The following is a 20,920-nucleotide window of genomic DNA, read 5'->3' as shown; positions in this document are numbered from 1 at the left end:
ATAATCTGTGCGATTAGTACAGAATATTAGTGTAAACATTTAAAATAATCTATGCTAAATAATCTAAATATTAAAAACTTCACAGTTTTTCCTAGTGCAAATCTCCAATTCTCTAAACATCTGAATGTAATAGTTGGAGAAAACGGATCGGGTAAGACACATCTTCTTAAAGTTGCTTATTCAGCGCTTGCAACCAGTTGGGAAGAAAGCCGCAAACCAACAAGTAGTACACCAACAAAAGCTTTAATGCAAACTCGTCTAGCAGACAAGCTTATCAATGTTTTTCGTCCAGAATCTCTTGGACGGCTCGCTCGACGAAAGCAAGGACGTGAGAGATGTGACATTAAACTCTTGTTTGAAGATAAACAGTTCAATTTTGAATTTAGCTTTTCTACGAATAGTAAAACAGAAGTGCTAATAGAGAAAGTTCCAAAGGGTTGGCTTGACACTTCACCAGCTTATATCCCAACTCGTGAATTGCTGAGTATTTTTCCAAACTTTGTTTCCGTTTACGAAGGCCATTACCTTGAATTTGAAGAGACTTGGCGAGACACTTGTATACTTCTAGGCTATCCTTTGCAGAGAGGGACTAAGGAGAAAAGAATTCAAGAATTGTTAGCTCCGCTTGAAACATCAATGGGTGGCTCAATCGAGCTAGATAAGAATGGACGCTTTTATTTGAAGAATGAGCGCGGTCGCTTTGAGATGCCACTTATTGCAGAAGGCCAGCGTAAATTAGCAATGCTGGCGCGTTTAATTGCAACTGGGGTATTAATGGACAAAGGTTTTCTATTTTGGGATGAGCCTGAAGCAAATCTCAATCCACTTCTGATAAAACAAGTAGCTCAAAGCATTGTGAGCCTAAGTAAAATAGGGATTCAAGTATTTATTGCCACTCATAGTTTATTCCTGTTGCGTGAGCTTGAAATATTAATGACTGATCAGCAAAATATTGAACTCAACTCACGATTCTTTGGTTTGCACTTTTCAGATGACGGTGTTGTAGTCAACCAAGGAGATACGATTGACGAAATTGGCGATATTACAACACTGGACGAAGAGCTTGCTCAATCTGATCGCTTTATCAGTAGTGGGGTTTGAGTGTGATAAACATCCAGGTTGATAGCTTGATATTTACCTTTCCCGATTCATGGAAAGTTTGCAAGTACGATGAATGGGCTTTTTATCGTCACCAGTTCTCTAAGATGTCGCCTGGAATTAAAGCAGTTGATCTTCTCGCAATTGAGAGTCAGGTGATATGGTTAATTGAAGCCAAGGACTATAGACAGCATCCTCGGACTAAAACCATAGATTTAGCAGATGAAGTAGTGCAAAAAGTCTTGTATACCCTTGCGGCTATGTTACCTGCCAAGATTCACGCATCAGACATATCCGAAAGTAATTTTGCTGGGGAAATTTTGAAAGGGCAACAGTTGCGTGTTGTTTTGCATCTTGAGCAACCAGTAAAAACTTCAAAGTTATTTCCACGTGCTATTGACCCTTCAAAGGTACAGCTTAAATTGAGAAGTCTAATCAAACCAATTGATCCGCATCCAAAAGTCGTTGAGTCTAACCAGATGCAAGGGTTAAAGTGGACAGTGACGGAACTATGAATACTTAATTTTAATCTCCGCGTCTAATCTAAATAGATGGTAATGGCTAACACTGTTTTGGTACGAACCGCAAAGACTGTTTCTTAGATTCCCAAAAGGCTTTTGTCAGTTTGCCATTTACACCTTGACTAAGTGTGATAGCGAAGCGCGACCTAGGAATCGCTCACAGGTTAAATTGATAAAGTGCGATAGCGAAGCGCTCCGTAGGAATCGCTTGTTGGGTGGTGTTAGTGCGATCGTTTGTAGGTTAGATTGATAAAGTGCGATCGCCAATTGATTTTAAGTTTAATCAGCGAACTGACAAGTCAGCGATTGCGCGATCGCAAAACATAAATAATTGTGTATTCCTTACCCAAAATATTAGCAACAATATAGTTTTATTTAATATTAGGAGAAGTAAATGGAAGGTAAAAGATTTATTCATAAAATCAAATTACAAAACTTTCTTTCTTATGGAAGTGAAGGTGAAGAAATTGAATTACAACCGCTAAATGTGTTAATTGGTGCTAATACATCTGGGAAATCTAATTTAATTGAAGCTATTGGAATTTTAAAAGCAACACCGACAGATTTACCTGTGCCTTTTCGTAAAAGTGGAGGTATTAATGAGTTTTTATGGAAAGGTAACAAAGATACTCCGATAGCAGAAATTAAAATTACTGTTGATTATCCTCAAAAATCAGAGTCACTTTTACTTGATTATACGCTTAGTTTTACCACATATGATCAAAAATTTGATTTAGTAGATGAATTTATCGAACCAGAAACGGCAAAAGAAGGTTTTCAATTTTATTATCTTAACAATTATAATGGATTTCGTTCTTTTACAGTAAGAGATAAAGATCCATTGTCAGGACAGGAAAGACGAAGTGAACAACTTTTGGAACTACATTCAATTAAATCAGATCAATCAGTTTTATCTGAAATAAAAGATCCAAGTAGATATCCAGAAATTTCCTATCTAAGTACGGAGTTTTCTAAAATTAGTTTATATCGTTCCTGGCAAATGGGACGAGATTCAGAACTAAGAAAAGCTCAAAAAGCTGATTTACCCCAACATCCTTTATTAGAAGATGGCAGTAATTTTGGTTTATTTATAAAAGATTTACAATACAAAGGATTAAGTAGAAAACTTATTGAATATCTCAAAAAATTTTATGAAACAGCAGAAGACTTAGATGTAAGAATATATGGTGGTACAGTACAACTATTTATTCGGGAAGAAGATGTAATTCAACCAATTTCTGCAACTCGTTTATCTGATGGAACATTGCGATATTTGTTTTTAATGGCGTTACTTTTAGATCCTACTCCACCACCACTAATTTGTATTGAAGAACCGGAGTTAGGTTTACATCCAGATATTTTACCGACTATTGCAGAATTATTAATAGAAGCATCTCAGAGAACTCAATTAATTGTCACAACTCATTCTGATGCTTTGGTTTCTGCGTTGAGTGAATATCCTGAATCTGTCGTAGTTTGTGAAAGAGATAATACAGGAACTCATTTAAGGAGACTTAAACCAGATAAACTCAAAGACTGGTTAGAAAATTATACTTTAGGTGATTTGTGGCGGATGGGTGAAATAGGTGGAAACAGATGGTAAAAGAGATTAGAATTTATATAGAAGGTGGTGGAGATTCCAAAAATCAGAGATCTTCACTTAGAAAAGGATTTAGTAAGTTTTTTTTAAAATTAGTAAAGGAAGCAACAACCAAAAACATTAAATGGAATATCATTATGTGTGGTACTCGGAATAATGCTTTCCGTGATTTCAAAAATGCTTTAAAATCTCATCCTGATGCTTTTAATGTATTATTAGTTGATGCTGAAGCACCTGTAAATAAAAAATCTCCTTGGGAACATTTAAAATTTAGAGATAATTGGGATAAACCAACAGAAGTTGATGATGATAATTGTCATTTAATGGTACAAACAATGGAAGCTTGGTTTATTGCTGATTTTGCAACGCTGAAAAAATTTTATGGCCAAGGTTTTAAAGAAAATGCTATTCCCAAAAATGCTAATGTGGAAACTATTGCAAAAGATAATTTAGAACCTACTCTCAAAACTGCGACTGGTAGAACTACTAAGGGAGAATATCACAAAATAAAACACGCCTCTGAACTATTAGAATCATTAGATGTAACTCAGGTTCGTCAAGCTTCTCCTTATTGTGATCGCTTATTTAATACTCTAAAATCAAGAATTGGATATTTACAGGATGAATCATAACCTAGTAATTGCTCCTCTTGTGCGATAGCGAAGCGCGACCTAGGAATCGCTCATAGGTTAGATTGATAAAGTGCGATTGCTTGTTGGGTGGTGTTAGGAAGTGCGATAGCGAAGCGCGACCTAGGAATCGCTCGTAGATTAAATTGATAAAGTGCGATAGCGAAGCGCTCTGTAAGAGTCGCGCAACGGTGACTTTCAGTTCGCTTTTTTCTATTGTCATAGAACTCGAAAAATCAAGTACAATTAATTTAGTGCCAACATAACATCTAATATCATGAATAACCTTCTATTAAATAGAATAACAATTAACCATGATATTTGTCATGGTAAACCCTGTATTCGTGGATTGCGCTATCCGGTGGAAATGATTTTAGAACTTTTGAGTTCAGGCATGAATATTGATGATATTTTAGAAGATTATGATGATTTAGAATACGAAGACATTTTAGCAGTTCTCAGCTTTGCTACTCGACTTACTCAAGTTAAAAGTATTCTCCAATTAGTTTCATGAAATTCTTGATTGATGCTCAATTACCAATGCGAATTGCCAATTTATTAGATAACTTAGGTTATGATGTTATACATACCAAAAATCTTCCTTTAAAAAATGCAACTCCAGATTCGGAAATCAACAAACTATCAATCCTGGAACAGAGAATTGTTATTACCAAAGATAAAGATTTTTTAGATTCTTTTTTAATCAAACAAGAGCCTTACAAACTACTACTAATAACCACAGGTAATATTAGTAACAAACAAATTGAACAACTTTTTCTACAAAATATTACTCCAATAATCGAATTGTTTTTGACCTATGATTTTTTAGAAATGACTAGAGATAGTTTGATTATTCATTAGTGCGAGTTCGCCTGTTGGGGAAGCGTAATCAGCGATCGCTCGTAGGTTAGATTGATAAGGTGTGATAGCGAAGCGCTCCGCAGGAATCGCTTGTAGATTGGATTGACCAAGTGCGATAGCGAAGCGCGACCTAGGAATCGCTTGTAGGTGGATTGATAAGGTGCGATAGCGAAGCGCGACCTAGGAATCGCTCAAATTAGACTTATAAAGCAAGATCGTTTATAATATACTGAATAGACAACATTAGACAACCATTCCAGCATAGGAGCTATCTATGTTGTTACAAGAACTTAAAGAACAGATATTCAAAAGAGGTAAATAGTTATGCAAAGTATGAGAGTGCGATCGCTAATTGGTAAAAATGGACTTTTACAAATTCAATTACCCGAAACAACAGAAGGAACGGAATTAGATATTATTCTTGTTTATGAATCAGCATCACCAACAAAAACAACAACAAAATTGAGTGATTTTTATGGTTGTATTCAAGATGAAACATTTATCAGACATCCACAGCCAGAACAAGCAGAAAGAGAGCTATTTTGATGATTTATCTGCTAGACACTAATGCCTGTATTATTTATCTCAAGGGCAAAAACTTTCATTTAAAACAAAAGCTGGATAATATCCCACTTTCAGAAATTGCTGTTTGTTCAGTTGTGAAGGGTGAATTATTTTACGGATCAATTCGTAGTGCTAACCCAGAGCGTAATCTGACGTTACAGCAAGGATTTTTGAGTCAATTTGTGTCTTTGCCATTTGATGACCAGTCTGCTCTAATTTTCGGAGAGATTCGCGCCCAACTTGCTGCTAACGGAACACCTATTGGAGCTTACGATTTACAAATTGCGGCTATTGCTTTAGCGAATAATTTGATATTAGTTACCCATAATACTAAAGAATTTTCACGCATTCCCCAACTACAATTGGAAGACTGGGAAATAGATATTTTGTAATCTTTTAACTATAAGCATTACAGCTATCAATGCGATAGCGAAGCGCGACCTAGGAATCGCCAATCTTGTAGGGTGCGTTAATGCAGTGTAACACACCTAAAATATAAGCTAAAATGAAGTAGCTTACAATCTACCGTGTATGAGTGAATCTGTCTATATTGAAACCAGTATTTTAGGCTACCTTACTGCTCGACCAAGCAGAGACATTATTGTGGCGGCTAATATTGAGATAACGAGGGAGTGGTGGAATACACGGCGCAGTGACTTTCAACTGTACTCATCCCAAGCAGATCAGCATTGATTTTGGATACGAATTGCCGATTCTTTGTACACCCTATGAATTTCTAGGAGGTTGATTATGTTTCATGATGAGATTGTGGAAGTGCTGTTTCGAGGTTTCTTAGTTTCTTCTCTCAGTTACTCGTTGATCATTCCGAGTCACGTCTAATTCTTCACGACGAATAGTATCTTCCGCTTCAACTGTATCCTGTTCAACTATTTTCTTGATTTTTACTCCTCCTTCACCTAAATCAGCTTCAGTTAGTGATACAGTTTTAACACCCGTTTCTGCATCAGTGTGTTCAATGACTATACGTTCTCTTTGCACAGGTACAGAAACTGTTACCATTTCAGTATATGATTGCTTACTAACAGTTACTTCTCCTGTCTTCACACGAGATTTATTAGCTACTAAACGTTCTTCATATAGTTTCAGGTTTTGGTGATCCTGCTCATTCACATTGTAAAGATTTGGTTCTTCCTCATACCTATATGTATTCCGTTCAACAGGAACAGCAGGAGTAACTATTGTGCGCTCATGAGAAACTAGTGGAGAATCTACAGCTATCGGCGACTCTAGCGGTGTTGATGACTCTAAAGGCGCTTGTCCTCTTGGTCTACGATAAACTCCCCGCACCCGTTCCTCATAGTCGTAATCAATTTCTTGCAAATCTTTAAAATCTGGTAAATTTTCTACCTGCTGCTTTGTCAGCTTATTCGCGTATACCCGACGTTTATCATAGTCAATTCGGGAACGTCCAATTGGTAACAATACTTGTCTACCAAAAAACCAAAACCCTGTGTCCACAACTAAATAACGCAAACGCCCTGAATCATCTACCAATATGTATTTAATAGTGCCAACTTTATCATCATCTATGTCTGAATAGACATCAAAATGCTTAATCTTTTCAACTTCACTGCCATCCAACCCTGGACTATCATAGTTAGAGTCAGCAGTAAAGTCTTCAATTTTGTATAAAGCCATATTCATTTAGCTCCAAACAGCTATACTTATAATTTTAAAAATAAAATTTTTTACTTCTTCTTTCTAAAGAAGGATATTAATATCAATAAATCTTGCTGTTCTGGTGGAAATGTATTATCAGGATATCCAGCTACAATTACGAAGTTGATATGTTTTTAAATGGGCCAAACAGGGAATGATTAGCTAGAATGATCAGACAACAGGCGGAACAAGCTTTATAATTGTGAGTTTGCGCCGTCCGATGATAGAATCAATCAGCCCAACGCACAATTGGCGTAACTCAAGCCAGAGGCGCGGATACTCAAGTTTTGAGTATTAAGTTAGGTAACAGGGAACAGGGAACAGGAAAAAAGTTTACCAATGACAACTGACAACTGACAACTGACAAATTTCTGTTAAAAATAGACATATACATAAACCAGATTCGAGATTGCCTACGGCACGCTACGCGAACAGGACGACCTATAGAATGACTTCAGAACAAATAGTTAGACGTTCAGATATATTAAACACTCAGGTAATCACCCGCGACAACGGTAAGCGGTTAGGTATCGTGAGTCAGATTTGGGTTGATGTTGATCAAAGAGAGGTTGTGGCAATAAGTTTGCGAGACAGCCTGATATCTATTTCTAGTTTGCCCCGCAATATGTATCTCAACAGCATCAACCAAATCGGTGATGTCATCTTAGTTGATAACGAGGATGTCATCGAAGATGTAGAAGTGGAGATTCTCAGTAACCTGATGAACTGGGAAGTAATCACCGAAACAGGTGAAGTTTTAGGCAAAGTAAGAGGCTTTAAATTTAATGGCGAAACGGGTAAAATATACTCTATCGTCATTGCCTCCTTGGGATTACCGCAAATTCCCGACCAATTTTTGAGTACCTATGAACTATCCATTGATGAAGTAGTCAGCACCGGACCTAGTCGGTTAATTGTGTTTGAAGGTGCTGAAGAAAGAGTAAACCAGTTAACCGTGGGCGTTTTAGAACGGCTGGGAATCGGTAAAGCCCCTTGGGAAAGAGATGCAGAAGAAGAATTTGGCTATAGCGCCCCTCGGACAGTTGCACCCAGTAATCAATTACCTAGTGGTGTTCCTCTCCAACCACCTCGTCCTAAAGTCCGCATTCCTGAACCCATAGCCCAAGAAGAGGAATGGACGGAAGACTATGTAGAAGAAGAAAGACCCCAGCGTCAGGTGATGAAAGCCCGTTCCTACGAGTCAATTCAGTATGAAGAAGACGAAGAAGATAACTGGAGTGATGCAACGGTAAGAGATAGTTATCAGGAAGCCCCCAGAGCCGAAGCCAAACCTGCCAAAAAGACCTACGCTGACCAGTATGATGACTATGATGATGATCTAGACGGTGATGCCTGGGATGATGCACCAAAGCCTGTAAACATTCCCAAAAAGGTTAAGGAACGACAAGTGGAATACGAAGAAGAAGGCGGATATTAAGTTTTGTAAACCCCCTCTACTATAAGTAGCTACGGTGTACACACAAGTTATCGAATCACCATTATTCCTCAAATTACCCCACCCTAACCCTCCCCGATGCTTTGGGGAGGGAACTACAGCGATTTCCAATCATATAAGGTACATCCTAGCCCCCTCATCGCTTGCGGGGAGGGGGTGGCGGGTGGGGTTCTTGTTCCAGGTTTGATGACAATTTGCTGTAATTTTTCCGGTTTCCCCCCAAAGCATCCGCTACCGTGTACACACATCCTTACCCAAAGCCAGTTTTCCACAACGAGAAAGAATTTATTGAAAATCCAGTTCCCCTCTCGAAGAGCGGGGAGGGGCTAGGGGTGGGGTTTTATGGTAACCAACAGGCAATTTCCAGTGTGTACACCGTAGCTTTGTAAGGGGGGATTAAGGGGGGGTTATTTTTTGGCAGTTGCTCTCTACCTGAGTTTCTACTTGGGACGTTTAACCCCACCTTTCCGTTTAACTTTAAATCCATACATATATATTTCAGGCATATTAATTCTTCCATCAGAACGACTTTCTACAATTCCCAGTTGAAGTAAATATTTCAAAATTTCTTCAGGGTTAATTACAGGTGGTTGCTTTTCGGGTTTTTCGCTCCAGTTAGTAGATTCTACTGCTTCTAAAAACTTGTCTTTCTCTATTGGGACTACAAGTTCAGCTAAACTTGTTTTAAGAGATTCTAACCAAGGATACTCCTCTTGAGCTAATTCTTCAATTCGCGCTTTTGAAGTATCTATTAAAGCCCCCTGTAAATCAGAGGGTTGCAAAAGTACCATATTTTGTTCAACAGTCGAGTGCTGTTGTATTCTCAGTTCTGCGGCTAAAACAAATAACTTGAGAAAAGAACGCGGTGCAATTCGACCATCAGCATCCTGAAGGTGATTGGGAATCCAGCAATAGGTAATTCCTTTTTTAGCATTAACACCCATATACTTACCAATCATTCTTTCGATTAGTTCTTCAAATAATTTTTCATTTGATGTTACACTCCAGCCCAAACCAGTTTTATTTTCAGTAATTAACTCTGGGATATTTTGCAAATATTCTGTCATTTCAGATCCAGCGTTTGCAAGTCGTTTGACCAAAAGTTGGTAAAGCCATGAAGTTTTCCATTCCAATCGAACTTGATGGCCTTGCAGTTTAGAGGCATCAGGAAAATTCAAAAAATCCTCTCGAAATAGATCAGTACGCAAAAAGATTTTAGGTCGTATTCTATCCCAACGTCGCCATCGATCAAGCCACAAAGCTAAAAGTTGACGTATTGGACTTGCTAAGGCAGTATAGGAAACCACTAATCGATCTAATTCATCATAAGTAACAAATAACCAATCATCTGTTTCAATAAGTTTTTGATCTAATTTATCTAAGACAGAATTTAATTTTTCAAGATTCTGATTGACAATAGGTTGCCAAATTGATAAAAGAGATAAATCATCTCTCAGAATATTGACTATTGCTGTCTCTAGTTGTTCAAGCAGAAAATCTTTGAATTTAAAATCTTCTTGCTGTAATAGCACACCTAAAATTAAACCAATCCAGAAGCCGCGCCATTCAATATTTGTAGCCTTATCCATTTGGCTTTCCACACTTTCTGGTGCTGGAAATTGCTTTTTGTCCTTGCAAAAGCCAGCTACCCATGTTGTTTTACTCAAGGTGGGTAAGGATCTAATTCCCAAGCTTTCAACTAAAGCTGCTCGTCCTGAAGGAATTGCTAGTAAACGGAATAATTCAGTTTTTCCTACTCCTCTTCCTCCTAATATTAATAATATATTTGGTTCTAAAGCATGACGATAATCTGCTATGGGTAAAAAGTTTTTTAAGAATGTTTCATGATCATTACTTTCATGTTCAGCAATTCCTTTACCAGGGGCGATATTCGCTATTAATTCTAGTAATTTGTGTTTATTAATTTCAGACATAGGTTTTAATCTAATTATTTTTTTGAAATTCACGCCCAAAAAGATTACACAACTTTTCTGCAATCTCCTTATAAGGAGAATTGGTCATGATTTCTGCAAGCTTTGATAGTCGAGTGGATTCTTCTGGAGTTGAGTTGCGAGAAAATAGAGCTATGTCCCCCCGTAGACTCTCCTGATAAGGTACAACTAGCGGAAAAAATGGTTCTTCTCTATTGTTAGCATCAGGGACATCTTCATCTTCGGAGTAATAGTTTTCTCGAAAAAGGTCGTAGGCTTGTTCCCGAAATTCTGTTAATTCTGTTTCTCGTCCTGGGATTCCTGTTGCAGGAGCCATCGAATGTACAAGAATCAACGGTAAACGCTCATCAACTCCAGGACTTGCTAAATGTCGAATAACATGAGTTAGTCCAGCCCAACTTTGACGTGATTGAGTGCCAAAGATCACTGCCGCATGGGAGAGTTTAGCGATCGCTAATCCACCAATATCATGAAACCCAGCCCGCGCATCCATTAGAATAAAATCTAAAGGTCTGACTGCACTTTCCAATTCTTTTAACATACTTACCATTGTACTTTCCAGTTCACCATTTACAAGGTTCTGAAAATCTAATCTAGCTAATTTTTCCAAATAATTTTTATCTACTGTTCCAGCCGGAAGTAATTGTATACTCTCACCATTATCATCTAGCAAAATCCGTTCATTAATGCTGATCAAATGAGTACGCAGTTTCCAATCTTGTTCTTGAATTTTCTTTTCCAATAAATAATCAATTACACCTGGATTATTTGGATTATTTGGATTATCTGGATTATCTGGTGAAAAAATTGTAGCCAATCCTGGTGCTTCTAAATCGAGATCAACAATAGCAACTCTATGACCATTACGGGCTAAAGTCAAGGCAGTTGCAACTAGACTACTAGTTCGTCCCACACCTCCTTTAAAGGAGAAAAAAGATATGATCGCGGGTTTGTATTTTTGATAGACTACGGCCTCTGTCCAAGGTTGTTCACCTACGTTATTATCTATCCATGCCTGTTTAGCAATGTGGCGTTCAAGAATATACCAGCGAGGACTTGATCCATTATCCCAAGATGCAAAAACTCTTTCATCCTTGATAGTTTTAATTAAAGATTGGTAAGCATCGTTATTTCTTCGTGGTAGCCAAATATCATTCCCATAATACTTTCCCAGTTGTGTAGATAAAAGCGTATTAAGTTCAGTGGTTTCTGATTCTTCAATGGGATTATTGTCTAATGATTCAAGAAAAATTCTAATCTTTCCATTAACGTCACGAATAATAGTTACGGACTCAAGTTTAGGTATAAGTGCATCTACAATGCTTTGTTCCTCAAAGCATTCGCGTACTTTATCAAAGGTTTCACTAAAACTGATCATCATTTCTTAAATATCTTTGCTGAGAATTGAGCCGTCTAACACTAATTTGGAGATTATTTCTCGGTAAATTTCTTCCGCACGTTGAACAGCAGTTGTTGCTTGAGCTTCAGTCCAATGTCCAGATTTGAAATATCTCCTATCTGGATGTTTTTCAGCCAGAACAGTATCAACTATTCGTGAAGTCGGGAGTTGTCTATCCAGAACGGGGTAGATAACCCGTAAGCGTTCCATTAACCTTCCATCGAGTTCAGTGATGTCGTGGTTATATTTTTTTGCTGCCTTTTGATCATGCTTAAAGTTTTGCTCAACAAGTACCTTGAAACAACATTCCACAACATAACCTGCTAGGTAAATGGCATTGTCCCATCGTTGCTCTCCCAAAAGAATTTGGGCATCCTGTAAATGCCTACCTGCTGAATTAGAAAATGAATCTTGCATTGTTTACTACAAATTGCTGTATAACATAATAATCACAAGTTTTCAAAACCTAACCCAAAATATATCATTAACAATACCTTAGCCAAATTATGAGGGTGAGATGATACAGCACTTCCTGATGTTATGAGGTACAAAGTTTCATTGCCAATCCTGTAGGGGCGCAGGGTCTGCGCCCTTAATTGTATTGCATTCAATCGGCAACTGCTGTAATGCTTTAACCATGAACTTCCGTTTCTCGCTAGTGGTCTGTCAATATTAATTTTGTGTGTTAATGAAGTTTGAAAGTATTGCTAACAAACGGTTATAAAATTTAATAACTCACAATTTCAAGCTTGACAGACTACTAGGCTGAGGATATTACTGAGATTATCCCTCAATTGTTGATGAATGCGAACTGCTTGCAGCAGCGCTTCGCTATCGCCCCAAAGAGGAATAACAGTTTGTCATGGACGACATATAATTAATCGCTGCACAAAATCACTATTAACTGAACTATCTGTTTAAAAGTGCGGATAAAAGGACTTGAACCTTCACTCCTTTCGGAACTAGAACCTAAATCTAGCGCGTCTGCCAATTTCGCCATATCCGCATTGATAACTTATGTTAGCACAACAAATTATTTATGGCAATAGGCAAAAGAGTCAAAATTTCAGTCCCAATTTTAAATTAGGGTATGGGGTATTGGTGATATTTTCCCATGTCCCTAATTATCTACATCACAGCCACACGAGGTAGACGATGTTTGAAACCACAGAGAATTTCCCAAGAAATGGTATTGAGGCAGTTTGCCCAATCATCAGCGGATATTTGCTCTTTTCCCTGTTCTCCTAGCAAAGTGACTATTTCCCCCTCTTGCAAATCGGGAATGGAACTCACATCTAACATAATTTGGTCCATTGTAATTGCGCCAACTTGCGGTATGCGCTGCCCACGAATTAACACCTGCATTTGGTTAGAAAGACTACGGGGAACTCCGTCGGCATAACCAATACCAACTACAGCCAGACGCATTTCTTTAGAAGCAATAAAATGATGTCCATAACTAACTCCAGTTCCTGCGGCTATGGTTTTAACTTGGGTAACTCTGGCTTTGAGTTGTAAAACCGGTTGCAGTTTGATTTGATTTTGTAAATGAGTGGCAGGATAAAGACCATAAATAGCTAAACCCACCCGCACCATGTCATAGTGCAGTTCTGGATTTGTCAAGGTAGCGGCGGAATTTGCTAAATGCAAACTGGGAATTTTGATCCCTTTAGCTTTGATGTGTGCAGTTGCTTCTGCAAATCTTCTATGCTGTTCTTTCATCACCGTGGTATCAAGACTATCGGCAGTTGCTAAATGAGAATAGATACTGGCAATATTTAAATGGGGTAATCCCTGTACTAACTGGACAAAATCTGCGGCTTGTTGCCAATTAGTACCTAATCTAGACATTCCTGTATCCAACTTAATATGTACGGATAAAGAGGAATTATGGTTAATAGTTTCTAAGGTGTTAGAAAATTCTAAAGCTTGTTTAGGGCTACATAGTGTGGGCTGAAGTTGCCAATGGGCGATCGCCTGAATTTGTTCTGGTGTGTTGGTTGCCCCTAAAATCAGAATTGGGGCTTGAATACCATCTTCTCGTAATTGAATACCTTCGGGAACTGTTGCCACACCTAACCAACTAGCACCCGCCTCCAAAGCAGTCCTCGCAACTGTCACCGCCCCATGTCCATAGGCATCAGCTTTGACAACTGCCATTAATTGGGTACATGGTGATAAAAACTTGACCAACTGCTTGACGTTATGAGACAAAGCCCCTAAATCAATTTCTACCCAAGCCCGCTGAGAAAACCAAGCATAAGCATCACATTCCTGATTGTCGGCAAAAATCGGGGTTTGCTTGCGACTTAACATTACACTTTACTCCTATCACACCACCGAAAAGCTGCTCACATCCCCTAGTACCGTAGGGCGTTCGTCAAGAGCCAAAAGTTAAAAGTCAAAACGAAGACAGTATAGGCTTTTGAACGATTTAGAATGGTTGGGTTATTTACGCCGCAGTGTACTAGAAGCCATATCACTTTAATCAGGAAGTTTAACTTTGATCCGGCGATTTATACAAGATAGTAGTATGAGCAATAATTAGTGTATCCGCACACTCAAAAATCTTTTGATTATTAGAAAATAGTTCTTCCTTATCAAGTCTACGATAACAGATATAAAATCAAATGTCAACCCCTAAATACTCCTTTATGGCGATTTTTTTGGCAAATTCAGATCCCCGACTTCTTCAAGAAGTCGGGGATCTTTCTTAGTTCAGGACAAAAGTATAAATTATTCTCATATCCCCAGCGGGGTGTATTTGTGTTAATATATGTAAAACTAATACCTTGAGCGCAGATTCATGAGGAAGGTTTTAGTCCTGAACGCCTCTTACGAACCGCTCAACATCACCAGTTGGCGACGTGCCACCGTGTTGTTGATTAAAGGCAAGGCTGAACGCTTAGAATACAACGGTAAATTCCTTTACTCGGATTTTCCGATGCCAACCGTAATTCGGTTGCGTCATTATGTCCGTGTTCCTTATATGGAAATTCCGCTGACTCGGAGAAATATCTTGCATCGTGATAGCCATACTTGTCAATACTGTGGTCACACAGGAGACGGCTTAACTCTCGATCATGTCATGCCAAGATCACGAGGGGGTGAAGACACTTGGGAAAATATTGTCACGGCTTGTGTCCGCTGCAATATCAAAAAAGGCTGTCGTACACCGCAAGAGGCGCGAATGCCCTTGCGTCATTTACCCCGTCAACCTTACAGTAGTCTCTACTTTGAGGTGACAAAGCATCTTAAAAGTGGAATGCACCAGGAGTGGCAAAAGTATGTCATAGGTCTTTGACATCCCACATAATTAACTACAAAAACTCAGGACAAAATTCACCTGTAGATATATCTGATTGACCAAACTGGGTCAATGATAGTGACTACAAGCAGGTGTTTCACTTGGTTTTGTCCAGCACTTACTACAGCTTGTGGCAAGTTTCCACTAAGCTGATATTTTCATGACCGCAGTATCCGATTACCTTAATTTCCAGAGGTGGCGCGTTATCTTCTAAAAAAACGATATATAGATAGATTTTGTTCTTAACTGATAATTTGTTACAATTATGAGTAGATGATTTGCCACCAGGAAATTGAGATATCAATTTAGACACAGGACATCAATAGTAGCACAAGTCAAATAAATATTCAAGATAATTATCAAATTTTTTCATAAAAATCTGCATATTTGTTTAGACAAAGTCACAAATTATGAAATTGTATATAACACAAGAGGTACAGCATACTTGACTTTCAACATTTTTGTAGCACTTTAAGTAGGTTAGCATTGAAAATCGTCGTTATGGCAAGGCAAGAGGCACTCATGCAAGAGGCAAGAGTGAAGAGGGTTTGGGCGATTTTACTTTTCTTTACACAGATTGGTTTTATTATGTTCACCTACTTAGTTGGATGCAATAGATCCTCATCTCATGCTATTGACAGAAATAAACCGCTTTACACAGTGCCAAAGGAATTAATCTTAGATTTTGCCAAGTTTCATGTAGCTTTATCAGCGCACTACTACTTGGATTGTATCTGAATGGATAACCCTATCTTCCCCGCTTAGAAATACAGTTAGTTACTTATGTACGTGAATTATCCACCTTCTCAATTTGAAAGTTTATCATTGACCACAGATCCCCATCCAGAGGAATTAGAAATAGAGAAAGAGGTAATTGAACTTCCACCGTTAAACCGGACTTCCTTACCATCCTCTAATGGTGATGGAGGTATCTATTTAGTCCAGCGTGGCAATTCTCTAGCATCTCAAAAATCAGAGGAGTTACAGAAGACGCTGCTTGCACATCGTCATGAACGTCAGTTGGTGATTTTACAAGATTTTCCTGATCCTGATGCTCTTTCTTGTGCTTGGTCTTACCAATTAATTGCCCAACAGTATGATATCAAGTGTGATATTGTTTACGCGGGAACTTTAAGTCATCAGGAAAATATTGCTTTAGTTAAGCTCACTAATTTACCTGCTCAACGTTGGACAATACAAACTTTAAAAAATAAAAATTTGTCATGCTATCAAGGGTTTGTGTTAATTGACAACCAGGGAACTACGTCTCAATTATTACCAGCCATCCAACAAGCTGGAATTCCCCTGATAGTGCTGGTGGATCATCATAGTTTACAAGGAGAACTCAAGTCAGAATTTGTTGATGTTCGTCCTTATGTGCGAGCTACAGCGACAATTTTTACTCAATACTTACAAGCAGGATTATTAACTTTAGATAATAGCATTAGCCAGCACGTTAAATGTGCTACAGCTTTAATGCACGGGTTACGCTCAGATACAAATCGGTTGATGCAGGCACAGGAAGAAGATTTTATGGCTGCTGGGTATTTGAGCAGGTTTTATGATGCTCAGTTACTAAATGCTATTTTGCAAGCAAATCGTTCTAAGCGGGTAATGGATGTGATCGAGCGATCGCTTAAAAACCGCATCGTTCAAAATAACTTTTCTATAGCTGGTGTTGGTTATTTGCGCTATGATGACCGGGATGCAATTCCCCAAGCGGCTGATTTTCTCGTTACTGAGGAAAATGTGCATACAGCAGTAGTTTATGGAATTGTTCATGATGAAGATGACGAATTAGAAGTAGTGATAGGTTCTCTGAGAACCACCAAACTGACGTTAGATCCTGATGAATTTATTAAAGAAGCCTTTGGACAAGATAGTGCTGGGCGATTTTTTGGTGGTGGGAGGACGGGTGCTGGAGGCTTTGAAATTCCGATGGGTTTCTTATCTGGTGGTAATGAAAATTCAGCTTATGCCAAAATCAAATGGGAAGTTTTCGACGCACAAATTAAACAGAAACTATTGAAATTGGTAAATCCTAGAGATAATCCAATTCAGTCTTAAAACAAATTCAAAGACTTGATTAATTTAGGATTTAGCAATGCTGATTGGTGTGAACTTAAGCTACAGATAGCTTATTTGTTTGGCTGACAGACCCGCCTGGAAATTCAGTTCCAGGCTAATATCAAAGAACAGTTGAAACAAGGAGCTATTAAAAGAGCAGAACGTGATTTAGGATTAGTTAAAGAGTGGTTTAATTTGGAAGAAGAAGCGTATTAAGTAAGGGAAAAATTATCTATCCTCAGCGTGGTGAAATCTACTTGGTTAATTTTGATCCAACTATAGGTTCCCCAAATCAAAAAAAACACGACCAGCTTTAATTTTGCAGAATGACGTTTCTAATCAATATAGTCCGATAACTTTCATAATGTGATTTCGCTGAATCTTCTTTTCAAGATTTTTCTATCATATCAATAATCAATCTTAGAAGTCGGGGATGTAAAGATGTAAATCAGGTGAGGTAAATGTTTCGGTGGTGTATCTGTGATGGTTCTATTGTCTTTTCTTATTTACATGATAGTTGGCTCAAAATCTTTGAAAAATTTGGCTATGCTGTAGATCATCAAACCGGAAGTCATATCATACTGTGGCACGAATCAAAACCTATTTTATCAGTTCCCAATCATAAAGAACTAGCACCAGGGTTACTCAGAAGTTTAATTAGACAAGCAGGAATTACCGTAGATGAATTTTTAGGAAATAAGTAATATTTTCAGTGGGTTAACAACAAAATAACCCACTATTAATAACGCACTTATTACAGCCCAAAAACCCTACCCTGTATCTGTTTACATTATCTTACTCAACCATTACTAGGGATTACTGGGGCGATAGCGAACGCGAGTGCGTCCCGGAGGGAACTAGCGCTGCTGCAAGCAGATCGTGTAAATATTCACCTCACCTGATAATTATCACCCGAACTAAATCAAATCCTATTTTGTGCTTCTTCTAGTTTAAAATGTAAAGAATAGCTTAATACTCCCTTAACTATCAATCAATAGTAATCAGGGTAGAAATATTAAAATTTGACAACGGGAGTGATTTTGAATAAAGAGGATATCATCTATCAACAAATTATAGCAATTGCCAGTAGTTACGGAATATTTGATTGTATACCCTGTGCTAGAGCAATCAAAGAATTTTTAATCAGACAAAGTATTCATGGTAAGCATATTAAAATAAATACAAATTCTCAAGATCCAATTTATGGCAGAATTTATGATGATAGTATTGGAGAATTGATTGCTACCACTGGTCATCATGAAGGTGTTAAGTAGGTAAACATAATAAAAACGATATATGTTTAGTTTTGTGAAAACCGTGAAACGACCTATTTGCAAGGCATTTATTGAATTTACATTTCGTCATATACCTTTAATTTTTTCTGTTTACCTACTTATAATAGAGATAAATGACGGAGAACTTGTTTTTGACAATATTCACCATCAAGGCATTACCCGATTAAACTGGATACAGAATCTCTATTCACCTATATTAGATGCAGGATTAGAGTTTCAAATCACAGAAACTTACTTTTAACCTAGAAATTTAGTGAGTTAAATATGGATAATCTTTACAAATTGCTGCAAAAGATCAAAAAAAGACCTGCAATGTATTTAGGTAAAAACTCTATTTTTAGCCTCCAAGCATTTTTAGATGGGTACTATTTTGCCCGTCGAGAAATTGGTATTCCCTTAACAGCAGAAGAAACAGAATTTCAAACTTTTTTACAATGGATAAGACACAAATTCAATGTAGAAACAGGTCAATTATGGTCAAGTATTCTTCTTTTCCATTCAGCCGATGAAAAAAGCGCAGTAGATAGATTTTTTACTTTGTTTGAAGAATTTTATCAAAATCAGAAAAATCACGAAACAGCAAAAATTGATGAACTAGTTTCATGAAAATAAAAATTAATGCGTAGGTTGGGTTGACACAAGGAAACCCAGCAATACCCATCATTAATAACAGTAAATTATAACCTAAAAACCCTGTATCTGTTTACATTATCTCACTCAACCATCACTAGGGATTACTAGAGCGATAGCGAAGCGCTGCTGCAAGCAGTTCGCACCTGAAAACCCTACCCTGTATCTGTTTACATTATCTCACTCAACCATTACTAGGGATTACTAGAGCGATAGCGTTCGCGAGTGCGTCCCGGAGGGAACTAGCGCTGCTGCAAGCAGTTCGCAGTCCAAAAAACCTGTATCTGTTCACATTATCTCACTCAACCATTACTAGGGATTACTGGGGCGATAGCGAAGCGCTGCTGCAAGCAGATCATGTAAATATTCACCTCACCTGAGAATTATCACCCAGGGCGTAGTTTATAATAGGATCATACCGAAAAAATTTACTCAATTGAGGAGTTAATCATGGTAATAAAAATTGCAGAAGTATCTAAAGATATTGACACCTTACCAGAAGAAGCACAAATCTTACTACTTGATTTTATTCAATTACTCAAAAAACGTTATCCACAACCAGAAAATCATCATCAACAAAAAAGTATCTATGAAAAATTTGATGAAATTGGATTAATTGGTTGTTGTGCTGTGGAAGAAAATTTATCAACCACATATCAAGAAGTTTTATCTAATACATTACCAAACAAATATGATCATAGTTGATACAGGATTTTGGTTAGCTCTTATTGATCAAAAAGACACCTACCACGAAACAGCAAAACAAGCTTTAAAAAAATACAATGAACCTTTAATTACAACATGGTGTGTTGTTACAGAAACCTGTTATCTTTTGCTAACTCGCAAAGGAGTTCAAGCTCAAGTCACCTTTTTAAATAGTCTGGAACAAGAATTATTTACAATCTTTAATTTAGAGCCTCACCATCCTTAGTTAGTAGGTTGGGTTGACGCAAAAAAAACCAAAAATACCCACTATTAATAACCCTAAATTACAACCTAAAAACCCTGTATCTGTTCACATTATCTCACCCAACTTGACTGTTTGTTTACCGGAAATATTTGATAAGCGTCCCATTTATACTACTACTTCCCCTACAAAAGATTGAGATTCTTTGGTTACATAGGGTTTCCCATGTTTTTCTAATACGTGAAGATAGCCTTTGATAGCATCTTTGATATTTTCAATTGCTTCATCTAAGCTTTTACCTTGACTGACACAACCAGGAAGTTCTGGTACTTCAGCAACGTAACCTAGATATTCTGAATCATAAGTGAATATTACTTGAAATTTCATAGCATTTTTTTGGGAGGTGTTTTTTTAATTTAATACATCATACATCATGGCTAAATTGCACTTTGACGTTTGTTAGTTTTTTCACGAACTGCTTGACGAATATCTTCCCAATCTTGTGCAGTCATTTCTGTTGCATTTCCTGAGTTTAATCCTTCTAAAAGCATGGTTTGTAATCGTTCGTTGGCTCTGAGTTTTTGGTCTTGTCGCACTAATTCCCGAAAATATTCACTAACGCTGCTGTAACCTCCTTGCGCTACCTGTTCTTCTATATAATCGCGCATGGTGTCAGGTAAGGAAATATTCATACTTTTTATAATCTGACTTCCTAAATCTACTTTTTTATATCATGGCAGTTTTTGTCATTTTCTGCCATTATAATCAAGATAAGTATTTATATTTAGTAGTTATAGTAGCCAAAGATCCCCGACTTCTTTTCAAGATTTTTCTATCATATCCATAATTAATCTTAGAAGTCGGGGATCTAAATCATGTGAGGTGAATATTTCCAGGTGTATCTGTGATGGTTCTATTGTCTTCTCTTATTTACATGATATTTGGTGATGCTTG

24 protein-coding genes and 1 tRNA gene are annotated in these 20,920 nt (G+C 37.6%); 17 read left to right on the top strand and 8 right to left on the bottom strand.

What is annotated here, in order from left to right:
• The first annotated feature begins 51 nt into the window (after nucleotides 1-51).
• The 8 genes from AN486_RS09270 to AN486_RS09235 all read left to right on the top strand — a co-directional run bounded on the left by AN486_RS09270 (nucleotide 52) and on the right by AN486_RS09235 (nucleotide 5,665).
• The gene (locus AN486_RS09270; protein ID WP_290600289.1) at nucleotides 52-1,101 is read left to right on the top strand and encodes an ATP/GTP-binding protein; all 1,050 of its coding nucleotides are present in this window, start codon (nucleotides 52-54) and stop codon (nucleotides 1,099-1,101) included.
• A gap of 2 nt (nucleotides 1,102-1,103) precedes the next feature.
• Entirely contained in the window at nucleotides 1,104-1,613 is a 510-nt protein-coding gene (locus tag AN486_RS09265; protein ID WP_168634789.1) for a hypothetical protein, read from the top strand.
• A 400-nt stretch (nucleotides 1,614-2,013) separates the two neighbouring features.
• Nucleotides 2,014-3,222 carry an AAA family ATPase gene (locus tag AN486_RS09260; RefSeq protein WP_053538656.1) on the top strand — a complete coding sequence of 403 codons (1,209 nt, stop codon included), beginning with the start codon at nucleotides 2,014-2,016 and terminating at the stop codon, nucleotides 3,220-3,222.
• Entirely contained in the window at nucleotides 3,216-3,851 is a 636-nt protein-coding gene (locus AN486_RS09255; RefSeq protein ID WP_053538657.1) for a DUF4276 family protein, read from the top strand. Before AN486_RS09260 ends, AN486_RS09255 begins: the two co-directional genes overlap by 7 nt.
• A gap of 274 nt (nucleotides 3,852-4,125) precedes the next feature.
• Nucleotides 4,126-4,362, top strand: a complete 237-nt coding sequence (locus AN486_RS09250; RefSeq protein ID WP_015080100.1) for a DUF433 domain-containing protein — start codon at nucleotides 4,126-4,128, stop codon at nucleotides 4,360-4,362.
• Complete coding sequence (locus tag AN486_RS09245) at nucleotides 4,359-4,709, top strand: DUF5615 family PIN-like protein (RefSeq protein WP_053538658.1); 351 nt, start codon at nucleotides 4,359-4,361, stop codon at nucleotides 4,707-4,709. Before AN486_RS09250 ends, AN486_RS09245 begins: the two co-directional genes overlap by 4 nt.
• Nucleotides 4,710-5,033: 324 nt before the next feature.
• Nucleotides 5,034-5,255, top strand: coding sequence for a hypothetical protein (locus AN486_RS09240; RefSeq protein WP_015080101.1), 222 nt, complete (start codon nucleotides 5,034-5,036; stop codon nucleotides 5,253-5,255).
• Entirely contained in the window at nucleotides 5,255-5,665 is a 411-nt protein-coding gene (locus AN486_RS09235) for a type II toxin-antitoxin system VapC family toxin (RefSeq protein WP_053538659.1), read from the top strand. Before AN486_RS09240 ends, AN486_RS09235 begins: the two co-directional genes overlap by 1 nt.
• A 400-nt stretch (nucleotides 5,666-6,065) precedes the next feature.
• On the opposite strand, the gene AN486_RS09230 is transcribed toward AN486_RS09235, so the two are convergent.
• Nucleotides 6,066-6,932, bottom strand: a complete 867-nt coding sequence (locus tag AN486_RS09230; RefSeq protein ID WP_053538660.1) for a DUF2382 domain-containing protein — start codon at nucleotides 6,930-6,932, stop codon at nucleotides 6,066-6,068.
• A gap of 469 nt (nucleotides 6,933-7,401) precedes the next feature.
• On the opposite strand from AN486_RS09230, the gene AN486_RS09225 reads away from it, so the two are divergent.
• Nucleotides 7,402-8,391 (top strand): PRC-barrel domain-containing protein, encoded by a 990-nt coding sequence (locus tag AN486_RS09225; RefSeq protein ID WP_039203471.1) that lies wholly within the window; start codon nucleotides 7,402-7,404, stop codon nucleotides 8,389-8,391.
• 458 nt (nucleotides 8,392-8,849) lie between these two features.
• On the opposite strand, the gene AN486_RS09220 is transcribed toward AN486_RS09225, so the two are convergent.
• From AN486_RS09220 to alr, 5 genes are all read right to left on the bottom strand, one after another.
• Complete coding sequence (locus AN486_RS09220) at nucleotides 8,850-10,343, bottom strand: hypothetical protein (protein WP_053541227.1); 1,494 nt, start codon at nucleotides 10,341-10,343, stop codon at nucleotides 8,850-8,852.
• Between the two features lie 10 nt (nucleotides 10,344-10,353).
• Entirely contained in the window at nucleotides 10,354-11,742 is a 1,389-nt protein-coding gene (locus AN486_RS09215) for a tyrosine-protein kinase family protein (protein WP_199924405.1), read from the bottom strand.
• Nucleotides 11,743-11,745: 3 nt separating this feature from the next.
• Entirely contained in the window at nucleotides 11,746-12,177 is a 432-nt protein-coding gene (locus AN486_RS09210) for a HEPN domain-containing protein (protein ID WP_190382424.1), read from the bottom strand.
• 507 nt (nucleotides 12,178-12,684) lie between these two features.
• Nucleotides 12,685-12,766 (bottom strand) — tRNA-Leu (locus AN486_RS09205).
• A gap of 122 nt (nucleotides 12,767-12,888) precedes the next feature.
• Entirely contained in the window at nucleotides 12,889-14,076 is a 1,188-nt protein-coding gene (gene alr, locus AN486_RS09200) for an alanine racemase (protein WP_290600287.1), read from the bottom strand.
• A gap of 490 nt (nucleotides 14,077-14,566) precedes the next feature.
• Between alr and AN486_RS09195 the strand changes: the two genes are divergently transcribed.
• The 8 genes from AN486_RS09195 to AN486_RS09165 all read left to right on the top strand — a co-directional run bounded on the left by AN486_RS09195 (nucleotide 14,567) and on the right by AN486_RS09165 (nucleotide 19,990).
• The gene (locus AN486_RS09195) at nucleotides 14,567-15,064 is read left to right on the top strand and encodes an HNH endonuclease (RefSeq protein ID WP_039203468.1); all 498 of its coding nucleotides are present in this window, start codon (nucleotides 14,567-14,569) and stop codon (nucleotides 15,062-15,064) included.
• A 786-nt stretch (nucleotides 15,065-15,850) separates the two neighbouring features.
• On the top strand, nucleotides 15,851-17,134 hold the full coding sequence (locus AN486_RS09190) for a bifunctional oligoribonuclease/PAP phosphatase NrnA (RefSeq protein WP_053538665.1): 1,284 nt from the start codon (nucleotides 15,851-15,853) through the stop codon (nucleotides 17,132-17,134).
• A gap of 461 nt (nucleotides 17,135-17,595) precedes the next feature.
• Nucleotides 17,596-17,838, top strand: a complete 243-nt coding sequence (locus AN486_RS09185) for a type II toxin-antitoxin system HicA family toxin (protein WP_290600286.1) — start codon at nucleotides 17,596-17,598, stop codon at nucleotides 17,836-17,838.
• A 336-nt stretch (nucleotides 17,839-18,174) separates the two neighbouring features.
• On the top strand, nucleotides 18,175-18,408 hold the full coding sequence (locus AN486_RS09180) for a papain fold toxin domain-containing protein (RefSeq protein ID WP_190382430.1): 234 nt from the start codon (nucleotides 18,175-18,177) through the stop codon (nucleotides 18,406-18,408).
• Between the two features lie 22 nt (nucleotides 18,409-18,430).
• Nucleotides 18,431-18,670, top strand: a complete 240-nt coding sequence (locus AN486_RS26655) for a papain fold toxin domain-containing protein (RefSeq protein WP_367142430.1) — start codon at nucleotides 18,431-18,433, stop codon at nucleotides 18,668-18,670.
• Nucleotides 18,671-18,693: 23 nt separating this feature from the next.
• On the top strand, nucleotides 18,694-19,035 hold the full coding sequence (locus tag AN486_RS09175) for a hypothetical protein (RefSeq protein WP_053538666.1): 342 nt from the start codon (nucleotides 18,694-18,696) through the stop codon (nucleotides 19,033-19,035).
• Nucleotides 19,036-19,509: 474 nt separating this feature from the next.
• Entirely contained in the window at nucleotides 19,510-19,764 is a 255-nt protein-coding gene (locus AN486_RS09170; protein WP_190382427.1) for a DUF2281 domain-containing protein, read from the top strand.
• Nucleotides 19,751-19,990: a PIN domain-containing protein gene (locus AN486_RS09165; protein ID WP_290600285.1), complete on the top strand. Its 240-nt coding sequence runs from the start codon at nucleotides 19,751-19,753 to the stop codon at nucleotides 19,988-19,990. The genes AN486_RS09170 and AN486_RS09165 overlap by 14 nt, the downstream gene beginning before the upstream one ends.
• A gap of 144 nt (nucleotides 19,991-20,134) precedes the next feature.
• On the opposite strand, the gene AN486_RS09160 is transcribed toward AN486_RS09165, so the two are convergent.
• Together AN486_RS09160 and AN486_RS09155 are read right to left on the bottom strand one after the other, a co-directional pair.
• Nucleotides 20,135-20,353, bottom strand: a complete 219-nt coding sequence (locus AN486_RS09160) for a type II toxin-antitoxin system HicB family antitoxin (protein WP_053538669.1) — start codon at nucleotides 20,351-20,353, stop codon at nucleotides 20,135-20,137.
• Nucleotides 20,354-20,403: 50 nt separating this feature from the next.
• The gene (locus AN486_RS09155) at nucleotides 20,404-20,667 is read right to left on the bottom strand and encodes a type II toxin-antitoxin system ParD family antitoxin (protein WP_053538670.1); all 264 of its coding nucleotides are present in this window, start codon (nucleotides 20,665-20,667) and stop codon (nucleotides 20,404-20,406) included.
• Nucleotides 20,668-20,920: the final 253 nt, after the last annotated feature.

Origin of the sequence: Anabaena sp. AL93 (assembly GCF_001672085.1) — a bacterium.
Lineage (GTDB): Bacteria > Cyanobacteriota > Cyanobacteriia > Cyanobacteriales > Nostocaceae > Dolichospermum > Dolichospermum heterosporum.
Note: the sequence above shows the minus strand (reverse complement) of the source record. Positions and strands in the feature narration are given on the sequence as shown.

Coding starts and splice junctions, on each gene's coding strand:
- AN486_RS09270 (WP_290600289.1), top strand. CDS start 52: ATGCTAAATAATCTAAATATTAAAAACTTCACAGTTTTTCCTAGTGCA.
- AN486_RS09260 (WP_053538656.1), top strand. CDS start 2,014: ATGGAAGGTAAAAGATTTATTCATAAAATCAAATTACAAAACTTTCTT.
- AN486_RS09255 (WP_053538657.1), top strand. CDS start 3,216: ATGGTAAAAGAGATTAGAATTTATATAGAAGGTGGTGGAGATTCCAAA.
- AN486_RS09250 (WP_015080100.1), top strand. CDS start 4,126: ATGAATAACCTTCTATTAAATAGAATAACAATTAACCATGATATTTGT.
- AN486_RS09245 (WP_053538658.1), top strand. CDS start 4,359: ATGAAATTCTTGATTGATGCTCAATTACCAATGCGAATTGCCAATTTA.
- AN486_RS09240 (WP_015080101.1), top strand. CDS start 5,034: ATGCAAAGTATGAGAGTGCGATCGCTAATTGGTAAAAATGGACTTTTA.
- AN486_RS09235 (WP_053538659.1), top strand. CDS start 5,255: ATGATTTATCTGCTAGACACTAATGCCTGTATTATTTATCTCAAGGGC.
- AN486_RS09230 (WP_053538660.1), bottom strand. CDS start 6,932: ATGGCTTTATACAAAATTGAAGACTTTACTGCTGACTCTAACTATGAT.
- AN486_RS09225 (WP_039203471.1), top strand. CDS start 7,402: ATGACTTCAGAACAAATAGTTAGACGTTCAGATATATTAAACACTCAG.
- AN486_RS09220 (WP_053541227.1), bottom strand. CDS start 10,343: ATGTCTGAAATTAATAAACACAAATTACTAGAATTAATAGCGAATATC.
- AN486_RS09215 (WP_199924405.1), bottom strand. CDS start 11,742: ATGATGATCAGTTTTAGTGAAACCTTTGATAAAGTACGCGAATGCTTT.
- AN486_RS09210 (WP_190382424.1), bottom strand. CDS start 12,177: ATGCAAGATTCATTTTCTAATTCAGCAGGTAGGCATTTACAGGATGCC.
- alr (WP_290600287.1), bottom strand. CDS start 14,076: ATGTTAAGTCGCAAGCAAACCCCGATTTTTGCCGACAATCAGGAATGT.
- AN486_RS09195 (WP_039203468.1), top strand. CDS start 14,567: ATGAGGAAGGTTTTAGTCCTGAACGCCTCTTACGAACCGCTCAACATC.
- AN486_RS09190 (WP_053538665.1), top strand. CDS start 15,851: ATGTACGTGAATTATCCACCTTCTCAATTTGAAAGTTTATCATTGACC.
- AN486_RS09185 (WP_290600286.1), top strand. CDS start 17,596: ATGTTTCGGTGGTGTATCTGTGATGGTTCTATTGTCTTTTCTTATTTA.
- AN486_RS26655 (WP_367142430.1), top strand. CDS start 18,431: ATGTTTAGTTTTGTGAAAACCGTGAAACGACCTATTTGCAAGGCATTT.
- AN486_RS09175 (WP_053538666.1), top strand. CDS start 18,694: ATGGATAATCTTTACAAATTGCTGCAAAAGATCAAAAAAAGACCTGCA.
- AN486_RS09170 (WP_190382427.1), top strand. CDS start 19,510: ATGGTAATAAAAATTGCAGAAGTATCTAAAGATATTGACACCTTACCA.
- AN486_RS09165 (WP_290600285.1), top strand. CDS start 19,751: ATGATCATAGTTGATACAGGATTTTGGTTAGCTCTTATTGATCAAAAA.
- AN486_RS09160 (WP_053538669.1), bottom strand. CDS start 20,353: ATGAAATTTCAAGTAATATTCACTTATGATTCAGAATATCTAGGTTAC.